15 protein-coding genes are annotated in these 15622 nt (G+C 64.7%); 8 read left to right on the top strand and 7 right to left on the bottom strand.

Annotated features, from left to right (window positions below; genetic code table 11):
• Nucleotides 1-68 precede the first annotated feature (68 nt).
• Nucleotides 69-956 carry a ThiF family adenylyltransferase gene (locus tag ACWCIA_RS05675; protein WP_454161617.1) on the top strand — a complete coding sequence of 296 codons (888 nt, stop codon included), beginning with the start codon at nucleotides 69-71 and terminating at the stop codon, nucleotides 954-956.
• Nucleotides 953-2026, top strand: a complete 1074-nt coding sequence (locus tag ACWCIA_RS05670) for a nitroreductase family protein (protein WP_454161616.1) — start codon at nucleotides 953-955, stop codon at nucleotides 2024-2026. The genes ACWCIA_RS05675 and ACWCIA_RS05670 overlap by 4 nt, the downstream gene beginning before the upstream one ends.
• A gap of 145 nt (nucleotides 2027-2171) precedes the next feature.
• Here ACWCIA_RS05670 and pepA read toward each other — a convergent pair whose 3' ends face one another.
• From pepA to ACWCIA_RS05635, 7 genes are all read right to left on the bottom strand, one after another.
• Nucleotides 2172-3056, bottom strand: coding sequence for a flocculation-associated PEP-CTERM protein PepA (pepA, locus tag ACWCIA_RS05665; RefSeq protein WP_454161615.1), 885 nt, complete (start codon nucleotides 3054-3056; stop codon nucleotides 2172-2174).
• A 278-nt stretch (nucleotides 3057-3334) separates the two neighbouring features.
• Nucleotides 3335-4420 carry a nucleotidyltransferase domain-containing protein gene (locus ACWCIA_RS05660; RefSeq protein ID WP_454161614.1) on the bottom strand — a complete coding sequence of 362 codons (1086 nt, stop codon included), beginning with the start codon at nucleotides 4418-4420 and terminating at the stop codon, nucleotides 3335-3337.
• Nucleotides 4417-5334 carry an HprK-related kinase A gene (locus tag ACWCIA_RS05655; protein WP_454161613.1) on the bottom strand — a complete coding sequence of 306 codons (918 nt, stop codon included), beginning with the start codon at nucleotides 5332-5334 and terminating at the stop codon, nucleotides 4417-4419. Before ACWCIA_RS05655 ends, ACWCIA_RS05660 begins: the two co-directional genes overlap by 4 nt.
• On the bottom strand, nucleotides 5328-5618 hold the full coding sequence (locus ACWCIA_RS05650) for an HPr-rel-A system PqqD family peptide chaperone (protein ID WP_454161612.1): 291 nt from the start codon (nucleotides 5616-5618) through the stop codon (nucleotides 5328-5330). The genes ACWCIA_RS05655 and ACWCIA_RS05650 overlap by 7 nt, the downstream gene beginning before the upstream one ends.
• Before the next feature lie 22 nt (nucleotides 5619-5640).
• Entirely contained in the window at nucleotides 5641-6348 is a 708-nt protein-coding gene (locus tag ACWCIA_RS05645) for a hypothetical protein (RefSeq protein ID WP_454161611.1), read from the bottom strand.
• Between the two features lie 214 nt (nucleotides 6349-6562).
• A complete protein-coding gene (locus ACWCIA_RS05640; protein ID WP_454161610.1) occupies nucleotides 6563-7189 on the bottom strand; it encodes an XrtA/PEP-CTERM system exopolysaccharide export protein in 627 nt (208 codons plus the stop codon).
• Nucleotides 7190-7359: 170 nt separating this feature from the next.
• The gene (locus ACWCIA_RS05635; RefSeq protein WP_454161609.1) at nucleotides 7360-8127 is read right to left on the bottom strand and encodes a S1 family peptidase; all 768 of its coding nucleotides are present in this window, start codon (nucleotides 8125-8127) and stop codon (nucleotides 7360-7362) included.
• Between the two features lie 402 nt (nucleotides 8128-8529).
• Between ACWCIA_RS05635 and ACWCIA_RS05630 the strand changes: the two genes are divergently transcribed.
• From ACWCIA_RS05630 to ACWCIA_RS05605, 6 genes are read left to right on the top strand one after another with little or no spacing between them, the layout of a single operon-like run.
• A complete protein-coding gene (locus ACWCIA_RS05630) occupies nucleotides 8530-10047 on the top strand; it encodes an XrtA system polysaccharide chain length determinant (protein ID WP_454161608.1) in 1518 nt (505 codons plus the stop codon).
• 45 nt (nucleotides 10048-10092) lie between these two features.
• On the top strand, nucleotides 10093-11055 hold the full coding sequence (locus tag ACWCIA_RS05625; protein WP_454161607.1) for an XrtA-associated tyrosine autokinase: 963 nt from the start codon (nucleotides 10093-10095) through the stop codon (nucleotides 11053-11055).
• Nucleotides 11036-12586: a TIGR03016 family PEP-CTERM system-associated outer membrane protein gene (locus ACWCIA_RS05620; protein WP_454161606.1), complete on the top strand. Its 1551-nt coding sequence runs from the start codon at nucleotides 11036-11038 to the stop codon at nucleotides 12584-12586. The genes ACWCIA_RS05625 and ACWCIA_RS05620 overlap by 20 nt, the downstream gene beginning before the upstream one ends.
• A 13-nt stretch (nucleotides 12587-12599) precedes the next feature.
• Nucleotides 12600-13634: an XrtA/PEP-CTERM system-associated ATPase gene (locus ACWCIA_RS05615; RefSeq protein ID WP_454161605.1), complete on the top strand. Its 1035-nt coding sequence runs from the start codon at nucleotides 12600-12602 to the stop codon at nucleotides 13632-13634.
• Nucleotides 13631-14515: an XrtA system polysaccharide deacetylase gene (locus tag ACWCIA_RS05610; protein ID WP_454161604.1), complete on the top strand. Its 885-nt coding sequence runs from the start codon at nucleotides 13631-13633 to the stop codon at nucleotides 14513-14515. Before ACWCIA_RS05615 ends, ACWCIA_RS05610 begins: the two co-directional genes overlap by 4 nt.
• On the top strand, nucleotides 14515-15621 hold the full coding sequence (locus ACWCIA_RS05605) for a FemAB family XrtA/PEP-CTERM system-associated protein (protein WP_454161716.1): 1107 nt from the start codon (nucleotides 14515-14517) through the stop codon (nucleotides 15619-15621). Before ACWCIA_RS05610 ends, ACWCIA_RS05605 begins: the two co-directional genes overlap by 1 nt.
• Nucleotide 15622 lies beyond the last annotated feature (1 nt).

Here is a 15622-nt window from a genome sequence, read left to right as displayed (position 1 = left end):
GCACCAGGAGAGTCGCCATCGCGCGACTCCCGGGCCGCCCATTTCCCACAGCTTTATCGCATCAAGACATGACCACTTCTTTTCGCTATGAGCAGGCTTTTTCTCGAAATATTGGCTGGGTAACCCGAGAGGAGCAGGCGCTGTTGCGAAGCAAGCAGGTGGCGATCGCGGGCGGCGGCGGCGTCGGCGGCGTCCATGCGCTGACCCTCGCCCGGCTCGGCGTCACGAAATTCCGCATTGCCGATTTCGACACCTTCGACGTGCCCAACTTTAACCGGCAAGTGGGCGCGATGGTGTCGACACTGGGCCAGCCGAAGGTCGACGTCATCCGCCGCATGCTGCTCGACGTCAATCCGGAATGCGAAGTCGAAGTCTTTGCCGAGGGCATCAATGACGCCAACCTGCACGCCTTCCTCGACGGCGCCGACATGTATGTCGACGCGCTCGATTTCTTCGCCTTCGAGATCCGCCAGAAAACCTTCGCCCTGTGCGCCCGGCTCGGCATCCCGGCCAGCACCGTGGCCCCGCTCGGCATGGGCGCGGCGCTGCTGAACTTCCTGCCGGGGCAGATGACGTTCGAGGAATACTTCCAGTGGGGAGACCTGCCGGAAACGGACAAGGCCGTCCATTTCGTGGTCGGCCTGGCGCCGGCCGGGCTGCACCGCCCCTACCTGGTGGTGCCCGAGGCCGTCAACTTCGTCGAGCGGCGCGGGCCCTCGACCATCATGGCCTGCCAGCTGTGCGCCGGCGTGATGGGAACCGAGGCGCTGAAAATCCTGCTCGGCCGCGGCCGGGTGCTGGCCGCGCCCTGGGGCATCCAGTTCGATGCCTACCGCAACAAGCTGGTACGTACCTGGCGTCCGGGCGGGAACCGCAACCCGCTGCACCGCCTCATGATCAAGATAGGCAAGAAGCAGCTGGCCAAGGACCTGGCCGCCGCAGGAGCGACCCGATGAACAACCCGACGACGACGATCGAACAGATCCTGGAGCTGGCGCGCTGGGCGCCCAGTGGCGACAACATGCAGACCTGGCGCTTCGAGATTGTCGCGCCGGACCACGTCGCCGTGCACGCCTACGACACGCGCGACCACTGCGTCTACGACCTCGACGGCCACCCGAGCCAGATCGCCTTCGGCACCCTGCTCGAGACGATCGCGATCGCCGCCAGCGGCCATGGCCTGCGCGCCGACGTCAAGCGCCGCCCCGAAGGACGCGACACGCACCCGGTGTTCGACGTACGCTTCATGGCCGACGCGAGCGTCGCGCGCAGCCCGCTGATCGAAGCCATCGACAAGCGCACGGTGCAGCGCCGGCCGATGCGCACCACCGCCCTCACGCCGGAGCACAAGCGGCTGCTGGAAGCCACCGTCGCGCCCGAATATGGCTTGCGCTGGCTCGAGAGCCGCGACCAGAAATGGCAGGCGGCCAAGCTGATGTTCAATAACGCGCGGCTGCGCCTGACGATGCCCGAGGCCTTCGAGACCCACCGCAGCATCATCGACTGGGAAAACCGCAAGCACAGCCCGGACAAGGTGCCGGCCGGCGCGCTGGGCGTCGACGCGATGACCCTGCACCTGATGAAATGGGCGATGGTCAGCTGGCGCCGCATGGCGACCGTCAACACGCTGATGGGGACCTGGGCGCCGCGCCTGCAGATGGACCTGGCGCCCGGCATGGCCTGCGCCGCCCACTTCGTGCTCAAGGCGCGCCGCGCACCGCAGTCGATCGACGATTACGTGGCCGCCGGCCGCGCCCTGCAGCGCTTCTGGCTGACCATGACCACGCTCGGGCTGTACATGCAGCCGGAAATGACGCCCCTGATTTTCTCGAAATACGCGCGCGAAGGCACCCGCTTCACGGCCCAGCCGAAGCTGGCGCAGGCGGCCAAGGACCTCCAGCGCCAGACCGAGGCGCTCATCTTCAACGACGAACTGCACCCGGTCTACATGGGACGCCTGGGCTATGGCCCGGCGCCGGAGGCGCGCTCGGTGCGCCGTCCGCTGGCCGAGCTGATGAAGCGCTGAGCGCGGGGCCGGGACATGCAAAAACGGCGGGGCCCGAAAGGGCCGCCGCCGTTTTTTTCATTCAGCTTCTTCTCGCGGCATACAAAGAAAAAGAGCGGGCAAGCCCGCTCTTTCTCATGCAGCTTTCGCTACGTCCAGGAGGCGATTAGGCCTTCTTGGCAGCGCGCTTGCGGCTGGCGAAACCAGCGCCCAGCATCGCGATGCCGAACAGGGCCAGCGAGCCTGGCTCTGGAACTTCAGCCAGCTTGAACTGGCCGTTGTTCGAGACGAAGAAGTACTGGCCAGGTGCATTGGCGTAAGCCGAGCCGTTGCAGCCGGCGCCGGTGAAGCCTGCGTATTGGCAAGCGACTTCCGACACCAGGTTAGGCGTTGCAGCGCTGTTCGGGTTGACGATCGGGTTGGCGTTGGTGAAGGCGAAGGCCAGCACCGATTCCATCGACAGATCCTGGCCGTTGCTACGGAAGAAGTAGCCTGGCGCCATCATGGTAGCTTGTGCGAACACGCTCACCTGGCCGTTGGCGATCGGGCTGCCGCTGGCATCGACTTCGCCGCCGCCGCCGGCGAGGACGTTGAAGGAGGCGATTTCGGTGCCCAGGTTGGCGCCGTAGATGCCCTGGGTGCTGCCGTACTGGCCATCAACCGGGTTCTGGAAGATGCGGATGGTGCCGCCGGTGAACGAGAACGAACCGTTGGTGGTGCCGGTGCCGCGCATGCCGTTACCGAAGCCTTCGAAGATTGCGCTGATGTTGCCGCCTTCGAAGCGGTCGTTGAAGGCCTGGCCATTGCTGTCAGCTTGCAGGATGTTGAACACTGCGTGCTCGACGAAGCTGAAGCTGCGCTCGCCGGTTGGGGTCAGTTGGATGAACGAGTTGCCGTTCACGTCCAGGTATTCGCCGATGACTTGGGCGTTATCGAAACCGCCGCCGTTCGGGTTGAAACGCCAGTCGGTCATGATCTGGGCTGCGTTAGCGGCACCAGCGAAGGACATTGCGACAGCAGCAGCACAGGCCAGTTTCTTCATAAATTTCATGATTCAAATTCCTTGTTGAGTGGATCGGTTTGGGCAAACACACTCAGCTATTAGCAAGCGCCGTGCCAGCCTCCACTTTCCCTTTTAAATCAATGATTTAAAGTCAACAGTTAGAGCTAGCTCAGCAGCCTTGTAAAGAATGCCGACAGGATTTTTTATTATAAAAATGTCCTCAGGAATTTTTCTTTCTATACAAGAAATTCTTAACAATGTTGCTTTTACCTAATATTCTTGTAACGTTGTAAGAACGCTCCTACGCAGCACCCGACGTTCACCATTTAGCGCGCCGGCGCAGCCCTCGACGACAGGAAAGCCTTGTGGAACAGGTGGCGCGACAGCATCAACGGCGGCATGCGCAGCCAATTGCCGCGTATATACAGCATGGCGTGCGCCGCCGGATCGAGGGCAGTTGCGCAGCTCGGGTGCGGCGGACGCAAGGCGCGCTCGAACAGTGCGTCCATGAGCGTTAACAAGGGGGCCGGCGGGCGGCCGCGCTGCGCCGCCTCGACGGTATGGGCCGGCACCTGCGTAGCGAGCAGGCGGGTGCAGTAACGCAGCGCGTAGAACAGCGGCCGCTCCAGCTGCAGTTGCTGCGCACGGGCCGGCAGCGCCGTCCAGAAACCGGTTTCCAGCGCCCCGAAATGGCCCAGCAGGCGGTGCAGGTCGAACAGGCCGCGCAGGCCGTGGTGGTACTCGCCTTCGGAAAACAGGTGGGTGGCGCTGTGCAGGACCATGTCGCAGGGGGCCAGCACCCGGCAGCCCTCGCCGGCCGGCCGCGCCGCCGCGCGCAGCAGCGCCGGGTCGGGCCGGACCGCCGCCGTCAGCGGCAGGATCGCGTGGTGGACGTCGATGGCGCTGCCGCGCCGCATGTGCTGCATCGGCGGCAGCTCGTGCATCCACTCGCGGTAGTAGCGCTGGTCGTAGGCGTCGTGGTGGGTGGAGGCCCAGCCGTGCAGCATCAGCTGGCTCTCCACGTCGGGCAGGCCCTCTTTCGGCACCAGGATGTCGATGTCGGAAAACATCCGTCCGCCGGCGGCCGGCAGGCCCGCCGCCAGGTAAGCGCTGCCCTTGAGCAGAAGCAGCGGCAGGCCGGTGCCGGCCAGCGCCCTTTTTATCTGCCTGATTTCGAAGCGCACCGCCTGCACATGGCGCTCCCAGACGGTACGGGCCCAGCCCAGGCGGCGCCGCGCGGCCGGCGGCAGGGTCTCGAACAGGCCCTGTTCCTCGGCCAGCACGCACAAGGTGGCGGTGAGCCCGGCCGCGCCGGCCTGGCGCAGCAGCAGTTCCCACTCGGACGCCTCCAGCGTGGCCATGCACGCCGGGTGGCGCAGCACCTGGACCAGCAGGGGCAGCGGCGCGCTCATGGGCGCTCCAGGAGCAGGCGCTCGAACACGGCCATGGCGTCCTCGAGCGCGCCGTAGCGGAAGTCGAACGTGCGGGTGCCCCCGATCAGCCGCGCCGCGGCCGTAAAACCTTTGGCACCCAGCAGGCTGTAATTGAAGGCGTTTTCCGCCAGGCGCAGGTGGGCGCGCGCCTGCGGCACCGGCGCCAGCTCGGCCGCCGCGCCAGCGTGCCATTTCGGGAACACGATCCAGGCCGGCAGCGCCGGCTCGTGCGCGCGCGCCACGCTGGCCGCGGGCACGCGCATGTGCGCAACCGTGCCCTTCAAGGTGTCGGCAACCGGCGGCGACAGCTCGGCGTCGGGGGCCCAGGCGCGGATCACGTCGATCGAACCGTTCTTCAGGCTGACCGGGCGCGGCAGCGGGTCGATGCGGCCGTCGTCCAGCCGGACCAGGGTCAGCTCGTCCGACAGGAGGCGCCAGCCGCGCGCCACCAGGGCCGCGCACAGCGTGCTTTTTCCCGAACCGGGCGGGGCCGGCAGGATGACCGCCTGGTTTTCCTTTTCGACGACGGCGGCGTGGATCACCAGCCACGAGTGGGCCTGGCTCGAAACGCACCAGTTCATCGCCCATTCGAACATCGGGAAGGCCTGGGCCAGCGGCAGCGGCTGAAACGGAGCCATGCCGTCGTAATGGAAGTGCACTTGCGGCCGCACCAGGCGGCGCAGCCCGCGCGCGCTAGTAAGCAGCAGGTCGAAATCGGCCTGGGTGCCCTCGTCGAGCACGGGATAGTCGGCATACATGCGGCCGAGGCTGCGCGCCAGCGCGGGCAGCGGACTGCGCACGCGCGCCACGAAGGGCCCGGTCTGCAGGCGCAGGCCCGGTCCGCGCAGTCGCTCCGCCAGCGCACCCGCGCCGAGCGCGCCGACGGTCAGCACGCCGCCTCGATCAGGTGCAGCGCGGCGAGGTCGGCCAGCAACTCGGCAAGCGGGTCGTCAAGGGCGGCATCCACGTCAGGATGCTCCTCGAGGGCGCCGAGGGCGGCGGCAAGCGCCCCTGCCGGCCGCGGCGCGGCGCCTAGCAGTTCCAGTAATTCGAGGGTGAAGGCATCGACCAGATGGGTGTCGCCCGTCAGGTCGTTGTAGAGCACGCATTCGCCATCCCAGCAGCGGTGCAGCAGGTGCTGGCCCGGGACCAGGCGCCAGGAAATAAGAGGTGGCATGCGTGCGCGGCGAATCGCTGCCTTAGCGGAAGGTACTTTCGAAATATTCCGCGATCAGCGGGCCATGCCAGATGAAGGCGCCGGTGCTGGGCGAATAATAGCCCTGGCGGACATACTGACCCCAGATTTCCTGCACTAGACTTTCCGGCAACACGGTCGGCGTGGCCGTCCGGCTGGCCGCGCGCGCATTGAGGAAGGCCGTGACGGTCTGCATCGCCACATTATTCTGGTCGATCTCCTTGATGTCGATCCAGTCCGTGGAGTCCGTCGAGTCCTCTGAGCCCTTTGGGTTCTTCGGGCCTTTCGGGTCCTTTGGGTCCTTTGAATCCTTCGGCGGACGGACCAGGACATCCATCAGGGTAGCCTGCGCAAGACCTTCGTAGTTGCCGGTGGCAAGGAAGATGTCGCCGAATTTCGTTGTCGAGTCGACACCGGCTTGGCTCGCCCACTCATCTTCATGGGTTTTCCAGTAGCCGTGCGAGCGGTTGCCCGAACAGATCCCTTGCGGGCTGTGGCTGGCCGAAGTGGTCTTCATCGACATGAAGCCGGACGGCGTAACGCATCCGAGCCCTTCGGCCGCCATGCCCGGCTGGCTGTGCAGGGTCAGGATGACGCCGGTGGCGCCAGCGCCAAGACGCGTAAAGCGGCGTCGCGCAGCTCCCTTGGAATCGAGGGGCGGTAGCGTGGTGGCGGTTTGCGACGGCTTAACTTGGTTTGGTTGCTTGTCCATGAACACATCTCCCTCGTTTTTCAAAGTATGGCACACCTGCGCTTTCGTAGGGAAATTCCTACAAGCAAATGCCATACCAAAGGAAAATAAGTAATTAAATACAACAACTAATCAAGCACTTAGCCAAGCTGGAGCGCAAAGACAAACGGCGCCCGAAGGCGCCGTTGTAAGAAAACCCGACAGTATCATGCCGGGTCGACAGGGTAATCCCTGCTTAGAAGAAGCTTTCCGGGATCACCAGGATGTCGCCCGGACGCATCGGCATGTTGGCCGAGATGTCGCCGTCCTTGATCAGGTCGTCGAGGCGCACGCGCAGTTTCTGCTGCTTGCCGTCGACCGTGCGGATGATGCTGGCGCGGTTGCCGGAGGCGAACTCGGTGACGCCGCCGACGGCGATCAGGACGTCCATCAGCGACATGTCGCGGCGGTACGGCAGGGCTTGCGGCTTGGCGGCCTGGCCGATCACGCGGATTTGCTCGCCATAGTTGCCGATGAAGCCGGTGACGACGACGGTGACAACCGGTTGCTGGATGAACTTGGCCAGCGCCTTTTCGATGTCGCGCGCCAGTTCGGTCGAGGTCTTGCCTGCGGCCGGCAGGTCTTCGACCAGCGGGGTGGTGATCTTGCCGTCCGGACGCACAGGCACCGACATCGACACTTCCGGATTACGCCAGACGATGATGTTGACGGCGTCGCCCGGGCCGATCAGGTAGTCGGCCGGCACCACGCCTGCCATCGATGCATTCGTTGGCGCGGGCGACTTGAACCTGTCCAGCAGCGAGCAGCCGGACAAGGCCACGACGCAGGCGGAAGCCAGGGCCAGTTTCGTCAGATTCGTCATGATCTTGCTCACTTCATTCCCCTTCACAAAACAGGCACCGGCGGCAGCGACGGCATCGCCAGACTGTTGTTATTGCAGATTAAAAATTGTTATTTAGCCATCAAACTGGCGTATTGTATCTTAATCGTGCTCGCGGTTAAGGCGTGCACGATTGAAATATTTCATTTTTTTCACTTCCGCTGCAACAGTTCATGCACGTACTGAACCGGGATAGCATAGCTGATGCCGCTCGGGCTGGAAATCGCATTTTCCTTCAATCCCTTGACGAACACCATATTGATCACGGCGAGCACGGCGCCCGTCTCCGGGTCGTACACCGGGCTGCCGCTGTTGCCCGGATAAGCCGTGCCGTCGAGCTGGAAAATTTTCAAGGGGTCGCGCTGCAGCTGGGTGATCGCACGGGCATCGAGTCCGCGCGAGCTCATCGACGGCATGACGATCGGCGTCACGGCCGACAGCATCGCGCGATGGGTGACGTGGTTCAGCCCGAGCACCATGCCCAGCGGGAAGCCGGTGAAGGCCAGCGCCTGCCCTTCGAGCGCGGCGCGCGAGTCGCCCAGCGCCAGCGCCGGCAGCGGCGCCCCGCCAGTCAAGCGCAGGTGCGCCAGGTCGCGCCCGCGATCGACCGCCACCACGCGCGCCGGGCGGAAAGCGAAGTCCTGGCCGGCGCCGACCACCACGCCCAGCTCTTCCATCCTCGCGCCGTCGAGCGTAGTCGGCACCACATGCGCGTTGGTGATGACGCTCAGCCCGTCGCCGACGGCAAAGCCGGTGCCGGTAAACATCACCGACGGGCTACGGGTTTTCAGGAAGGTGCCGACCCCGACGATAGCCGGCTTGACCGCCGCAATCGTGCGCGTCAGGCCATCGGCGTGACTCGGACCAGCCGTCGCCGCCAGCGTAAAGGCCGCGCAGGCGGCCAGCAGCCGGCGCCGCAACGGTCCCTTATTGATGTTGCATTCATTATTTCGAATAGGAATCAATCGTGCAGCCCCTTTTGCAATTTCAACATTACAATACATCAGCTTGATGGTAAGCAAAGACATTGTCCTGGATTCAGGTTCAGGAAAAATGCTGCGGTTGCGTATTAACGCTGTGCAACATTTTAAGCGAGCTGAAGTTTGTTTGGTGGCAATAATAACGTCCCAAATGAAACACGACAGCCGTTTTCGGCGTTGCAGGCAAGAATTTGTGTTGTAACGCGTGCTATGCAAGGCGTTTATTAGCACAAATTTCTGGCACGCAATTGCAATTGCACAAACTACAAGCGATGATGCGTGTTCCTTTGTTGAATGTTCGTGTCCGGCGCCCCGCCGGGCACTCATGGCGAGACTGATGAGATGGCAGAGATAACAGCCCTAATCCTGAATTTCCTTAAGGCCATCGGTAAATACCGCTGGCATGCAGTGGCCATCACCTGGGTGGTGGCGCTGATCGGCTGGGCCATTGTGCTCAAACTGCCGAATCAGTACGAAACCTCGGCCCGCGTCTATGTCGATACGCAGAGCATCCTCAAGCCGCTGCTGTCGGGCATGACCACCCTGCCGAACGTGGACCAGCAAGTCATGTTCATGCGCCAGACCCTGATCAGCCGCCCGAACGTCGAACGCGTCATGCGCGATACCGACCTCGACGTCAAGGCCAAGACCAGCGACGAGAAGGACCGCATGGTCGACGAGCTGATGTCCAAGATCACGATGGCCGGTACCGAGCGCGACGACATCTATACCATCAGCTACACCGCGACCGATCCGAAGCTGGCCAAGGACGTGGTTCAGTCGCTGCTGACGATCTTCGTGGAAGGCAGCTTCGGCGGCAAGAAGCAGGAATCGGACAAGGCTGTCCAGTTCATCGACGACCAGATCCGCAGCACCGAGGAAAAACTGGCCGCCGCCGAGAACAAGCTGAAGGAATTCAAGATCAAGAACATGGGCCTGCTGCCGAACGGCACCGATTTCGGCAGCCGGGTCGCTTCCGCCAACGACGCCCTGAGCCAGGCCCGCCTGGAGCTGGCCGAAGCCGAGCAGGCGGCGAACGCAATCCGTCGCCGCATGGCCACCGGCGGCGGCGCCGTCACCAGCAGCGGCACCGTAGTCGATCCTGAACTGGAAAACCGCCTCGCCACCGCCCAGAAGAACCTCGACGCGCTGCGCCTGCAGTACACCGAGCAGCACCCGGACATCATCGGCACCAAGCGCCTGGTCGAGCAGCTGCAGGCGCAGAAGAAGGAAGCGGCGAAGAAGCCTCGCGCCGATGCGGTCGTGGCCGCCAGCCCGATGATGCAGCAGCTGACCGTGTCGCTGTCGGATGCCGAGTCGCGCGTGGCCTCGCTGCGTGCCCGTGTCAACGAGTACTCGAACCGCGTGGCCACCCTGCGCAGCCAGCGCGAGACGGCGCCGGAAGTCGAAGCCCAGCTGGTCCAGCTGAACCGCGACTACGAAGTCAACCGCGACAACTACCAGAAGCTGGTCCAGCGCCGCGAGCAGGCCCGCCTGTCGGGCGACCTGACCTCGGCCACCAACATGATGACCTTCCGCGTGATCGAGCCGCCGCTGGCAGCCGTCAAGCCGTCCGGCCCGAACCGCCTGGCCCTGTTCTCGGCCGTGTTTGCCGGCGCTCTGCTCGCCGGCCTGATCGGCGCCTTCCTGATGGCCCAGGTGCGTCCGACCTTCCTGAGCCATTCGGCCCTGCGCGAGACGACCGGCGTTCCGGTGCTCGGATCGATCAACATGCACTGGACCGGCAGCCAGAAGGTGATGCGCAAGCGCCGCCTGATGGGCCTTGGCGCCGCCGTGCTGGGGCTGTTCGGCGCCTACGGCATCGGCGTGGCCGCCATGCTGGCCCGGGCAGCGGCGTAAGCGCGCCCCCGGACGCCGTGTAACGGAACAATATTAGGAGCGAACGTGAGCATTATCGAAAAAGCGGCCAGCCGCATTGACCACACCCGCGTGCCTGCACCGGCCCCCGTCGTCGTCGAGCACGATGGCGAAGCCGTCGTGCTGCAGCCGCAGGCAGCGCCTGCCGCGCCTGCACCCACCGCCGCCACCGCGGCGCCAGCCCCGGCAGCGCGCGCCGAAGCGCCGCGTGCCGGCCGCGCCGAACCGCGCCTCGACACGCCGCGCATGACCACGCCGAAGCCGGGCGTGCGCAAGGTCGAACTCGACCTGGCGGCGATGCGCGAAGCGGGCCTGGTGACGGCCGCCAGCGGCCGCACCAGCCTGCTGGAAGACTTCCGCGTCATCAAGCGCCCGCTGCTGCAGCGCGCTTTCGGCCAGGCCAAGGGCGCCCGCCCGAACAACCTGATCATGATCACCAGCTCGCTGCCGGGCGAAGGCAAGACCTATTGCGCGATCAACCTGGCGATGAGCATCGCCATGGAACTCGACCACACGGTGCTGCTGGTCGACGCCGACGTGGCCCGTCCTTCGGTGCTGCGCACGCTCGGCCTGCCCGCCGAGCGCGGCCTGATGGACATCCTGGTCGACGACAAGCTCGACCTGTCGGACGTGATGCTGCGTACCAATGTCGACACGCTGAGCATCCTGCCGGCCGGCACCAGCACCCCGCGCGCCACCGAACTGCTGGCCAGCTCGACGATGAGCAACCTGGTCAACGAGATCGCCCACCGCTATCCGGACCGCGTCATCATTTTCGATTCGCCGCCGCTGCTGCTGACGAGCGAATCACGCGTCCTGGCCAGCCACATGGGCCAGATCGTGATGGTGGTCGAGGCCCAGGCCACGACCCAGCAGGCGGTCTCGGAATCGCTGCGCCAGCTCGAAGGCTGCAGCAACGTCAACCTCATTTACAACAAGGCGCGGGACATCCCGGGGATCGAAGAGAAGTATGACTACAACTACGGCTAAGCAGATCATCGGCAAGCTGCCGCGGCTTGCGCCGCTGGCAGCGGCATTGCTGGTGGTACTGCCGGCCCAGGCCCAATGGCGTGTCACGCCCTCGCTGTCCATCACCGAAACCCTGACCGATAACGCCAACCACGGCAGCTCGCGCCGCGACGCGCGCCTGATCACCGAAGTCATGCCGGGCATTTCCGCTTACGGCCAGAACAGGTACGTGCAGGGCAGCGTCAACGCGAGCGCCTCGCTGTTCGGCTACATCGGCGGCGGCCGCGGCAACTCGCGCAGGAACCGCCTCCAGTACGACGCCGCCGGCCGCCTGAAGGTCATCGACGAGTTCATGTACGTCGACGCCAGCGCCAGCGCCAGCACCCAGGCCATCTCGGCCTTCGGCCTGCTCGGCCAGGAAGCCCGCTACAACAACGAAAACGTCGCCGACGTCAGCACCTGGAGCATCAGCCCGAACATCCAGCAGCGCTTCGGCAACTTTGCCCATGCGACGCTGCGCTATACCCTGAACGGCGTCGAGGCCGACCGCTCGCGCTACGGCAGCAGCACCGCCCATGGCCCGTCGTTCACCCTGACCAGCGGCCGTTCGTGGGAAGACCTGAACTGGAACCTGAACTATGCGCGCCAGGATGTCGACAACAAGCAATTCGCCGACACATTCTCGGAAAACGCCAAGCTGAACCTGGGCTATGCGCTCAGCCGCACGCTGCGCCTGACCGCCAGCGGCGGCTACGACACCTACGACTACGATTCCCTGGGCGGCAGTACCGAAGGCCCGAGCTGGTCGGCCGGCTTCGCCTGGCGCCCGAACAGCCGCATCAAGCTGGAAATGTCGGGCGGTCGCCACTTCCTGGGCAAGACCGGTGCACTGTCGGCCTCGTTCCGCGGCCGCCACAGCGTCACCAGCCTGAGCTACTCGGACGACGTGACGACCACCCGCTCGCAGTTCTCGCTGCCGCAGGCGCTCGACACTGCCTCCCTGCTCGACACGCTGTTCGCCGCGACGATCCCCGATCCGTTCGCGCGCCGCCTGGCGATCGACAACTACCTGCTCGCCACCGGCCTGCCGGGTAGCCTGGCGCAGGAAGTGAACTACCTGACCAACCGCTATTTCCGCCAGAAGCTGGCGCGCGCCGCGACCACCTACAACTGGCGCACCCACAGCACGGTCGTGTCGCTGTTCGCCAGCGAGCGCATCGCCCTGTCCTCGAGCGAGGCCGACAGCGACCTGCTCGGCAGCCAGCTGTTCGCACTCAACAACAACGTGCGCCAGGCCGGCTTCAACGCCGCCCACAGCTATCGCCTGGACTCGAAGACGACCGCGACGGCGGCCCTGACGCTGTCGCGCTCGCGCTCCCTGTCCACCAACATCGAGCGCGACCAGCAGACGCTCAGCATGGGCGTGCGCCAGATCTTCAGCCGCCAGCTGAACGGCCTCGTCGAACTGCGCCACTCCCGCGGCGAGCATGGCCTCAACAGTACGCATTACTACGCCAATTCGATCAGCGCCACCCTAACGGCCCAGTTTTAAGTGGAGTGACACGATGTACGAACCGTATTATGGATTTTCGGCCAAGCCCTTCCAGCTGCGCCCCGACCCCCACTTCTTCTTCGGCAGCAAAGGCCACAAGCGCGCCATGGCGTACCTCGAGTACGGCCTGTCGCAGGGCGAGGGTTTCATCGTCGTGACCGGCGAGGTCGGCGCGGGCAAGACCACGCTGGTGCGCAACCTGTTCAACAAGCTGCCGCACGAGCAGATCGTCGCCGCCCACATCGTCAACACCCACCTCGATCCGGACGACACGCTGCGCATGGTGGCCTCGGGCTTCGGTCTGCCGCATGAAGGCGCGACCAAGACCGACCTGCTGACCCGCCTCGAGGCCTTCCTGCACAACGTCGACCGCCAGGGCAAGCGCGCCCTGCTCGTCATCGACGAAGCGCAGAACCTGAACCCGAAGACGGTGGAAGAACTGCGCATGCTGTCGAACTTCCAGACCGACGACAAGTCCCTGCTCCAGACCTTCCTGCTGGGCCAGCCGGAATTCCGCGCCACCCTGCACAGCCCGGGCATGCAGCAGCTGCGCCAGCGCGTCATCGCCAGCTACCACCTGGGCCCGATGGATGCGCAGGAAACCCGCGCCTACATCGAGCACCGCCTGCACACGGTGGGCTGGAACGGCGACCCGAGTTTCGACGATGCCGCCCACGAGGCGATCTTCGGCTACACCGGCGGCATCCCGCGCAAGACCAACACGCTGCTCGACCGCGTGCTGCTGATGGGCTACCTGGAAGAGCTGCACCACTTTACAGAAGAGCATATCCGGACCGTCATCGGCGACATCAGCGAAGAATTCCAGCAGCCGGAGGTGATGGCTGCGCCGGCAACCGGCGCCCTGCGTACTCAATCGATGGCCGATGGCCTCGACCACCTGGGCGAACGCCGCGACAGCATCGAAGTGCTCGACGAGCGCATGATGCGCCTCGAAAAATCGGTGGTCTCGGTGCTGTCGATCCTGAAAAAAATCGTCGCCAACCCGCAAGGGATCCAGGCGGCACAACACGTGGATACCCAGGAATGAAGATGCAGACTCCCGCAGCCCGGCCGCAGCGCCAGCCGGGCGAGCGCATCCGCAATGCGATGACCTGCGACGTCGAGGACTATTTCCAGGTCTCGGCATTCGCCCCCTATATCGACCGCGCCAGCTGGCCGGCGCGCGAATGCCGCGTCGAAGCCAACATCGAGCGCATCCTCGCCCTGTTCGAGCAGGGTGGCGTGAAGGGCACCTTCTTCACGCTCGGCTGGATCGCCGAACGCTATCCCGCCATGGTGCGCCGCATCGTCGAGGCCGGCCATGAACTGGCCAGCCACGGCTACGGCCACCTGCGCGCCTCCGACCAGAGCCGCGCCGAATTCGACAACGACATCCGCTCCAGCAAGGCCCTGCTGGAAGACATCGGCGGCCAGGCCGTGATCGGCTACCGCGCCCCGAGCTTCTCGATCGGCCACGGCAACCTGTGGGCGCTTGACGCGCTGACGGAAGCGGGCTACCGCTACAGCTCGAGCATCTACCCGATCCAGCACGACCACTACGGCATGCCGGACGCGCCCCGTTTCGCCTTTTACCCAAACGGCCCGGACGGTTTGCTGGAAATCCCGATCACCACTGCCATGCTGGGCAATCGCAAACTGCCGGCCGGCGGCGGCGGCTACTTCCGCCTGCTGCCGTACGCACTGTCGCGCTGGATGGTCAAGCGCGTCAACGAGCTCGATAACGAGCCGGCCCTGTTCTACTTCCACCCGTGGGAAGTCGATCCCGGCCAGCCGCGTCCCGAAGGCCTGGGCGCCAAGGCGCGCTTCCGCCACTACATCAACATCGACCGCATGGAAGGGCGCATCGCTGCCCTCGCCCGCGATTTCGCGTGGGACCGGATGGACCGTATTTTCCTGAGTAAGCCATGATGAATTCGATTATTGAAAACTCGCAGGCCCTGCAGGCGGAACGCACGCATGGCCTGCGTTCCGCTGCCGCACAAACCCTGCAGCTATTGAAACCGCAGGACCGCGCCCGCTGGGACGCTTTTGTCCGCAGCTGCCCGGAAGCGACCTTCTTCCACCTCTCCGGCTGGCAGCCGGTGATCGAGCAATCCTTCGGCATCAAGACCTGGTTCTATTACGTCGAACAGGACGGTCAGATCCTCGGCGTGCTGCCGCTGGCGCAGATCAAAAGCCGCCTGTTCGGCCACTCGCTGGGGGCGATGCCCTTCTGCGTCTACGGCGGCGTGGCCGCGATCGACGACGGGGCCCGTGTGCTGCTCGACGGCGCCGCCGACAAGCTGGCGCGCGAGCTCGGCGTCGGCCACCTCGAATACCGCGGCATGGAGCGTGCCCACCCGGACGATCCGTCCTGGCACACGAAGGAGCTGTACGTCACCTTCCGCAAGGCGATCTCGCACGACGACGAGGAAAACCTGAACGCGATTCCGCGCAAGCAGCGCGCGATGGTCCGCAAGGGCATCAAGCTGGGCCTGCGCGGCGAAGTCGACAGCAACGTCGACCGCCTGTTCACGGCCTATTCGCACAGCGTGCACCGCCTCGGCACCCCGGTCTTCCCGAAAAAATACTTCGCGCTGCTGCAAAAAGAGTTTGGCGATGAGTGCGAAGTGCGCACCATCGTCACCGATGACGGCCGCCTGGTCGGCTCGGTACTGAGCTTCTACTGGCGCGACGAAGTGGTGCCCTACTACGGCGGCGGCATGGACCTGGCGCGCGAAGTGGCGGGCAACGACTTCATGTACTGGAATCTGATGCAGGCAGCGGCCGCGCGCGGATGCCGCCTGTTCGACTTCGGCCGCTCCAAGCTTGGCACCGGTGCCTACGACTTTAAAAAGAACTGGGGCTTCACGGCCCAGCACCTGCCCTACGAATACAAGCTGTACGGCGCCGACGCCCTGCCGGACAATAATCCGCTGAATCCGAAATACCAGCTCTTCATCAAGATGTGGAAAAAACTGCCGATCCCGGTGGCAAACCTGATCGGTCCACACATTGTCCGCAACCTGGGGTAAT

The sequence above is a fragment of the Massilia sp. SYSU DXS3249 genome, assembly GCF_053668055.1.
Note: the sequence above shows the minus strand (reverse complement) of the source record. Positions and strands in the feature narration are given on the sequence as shown.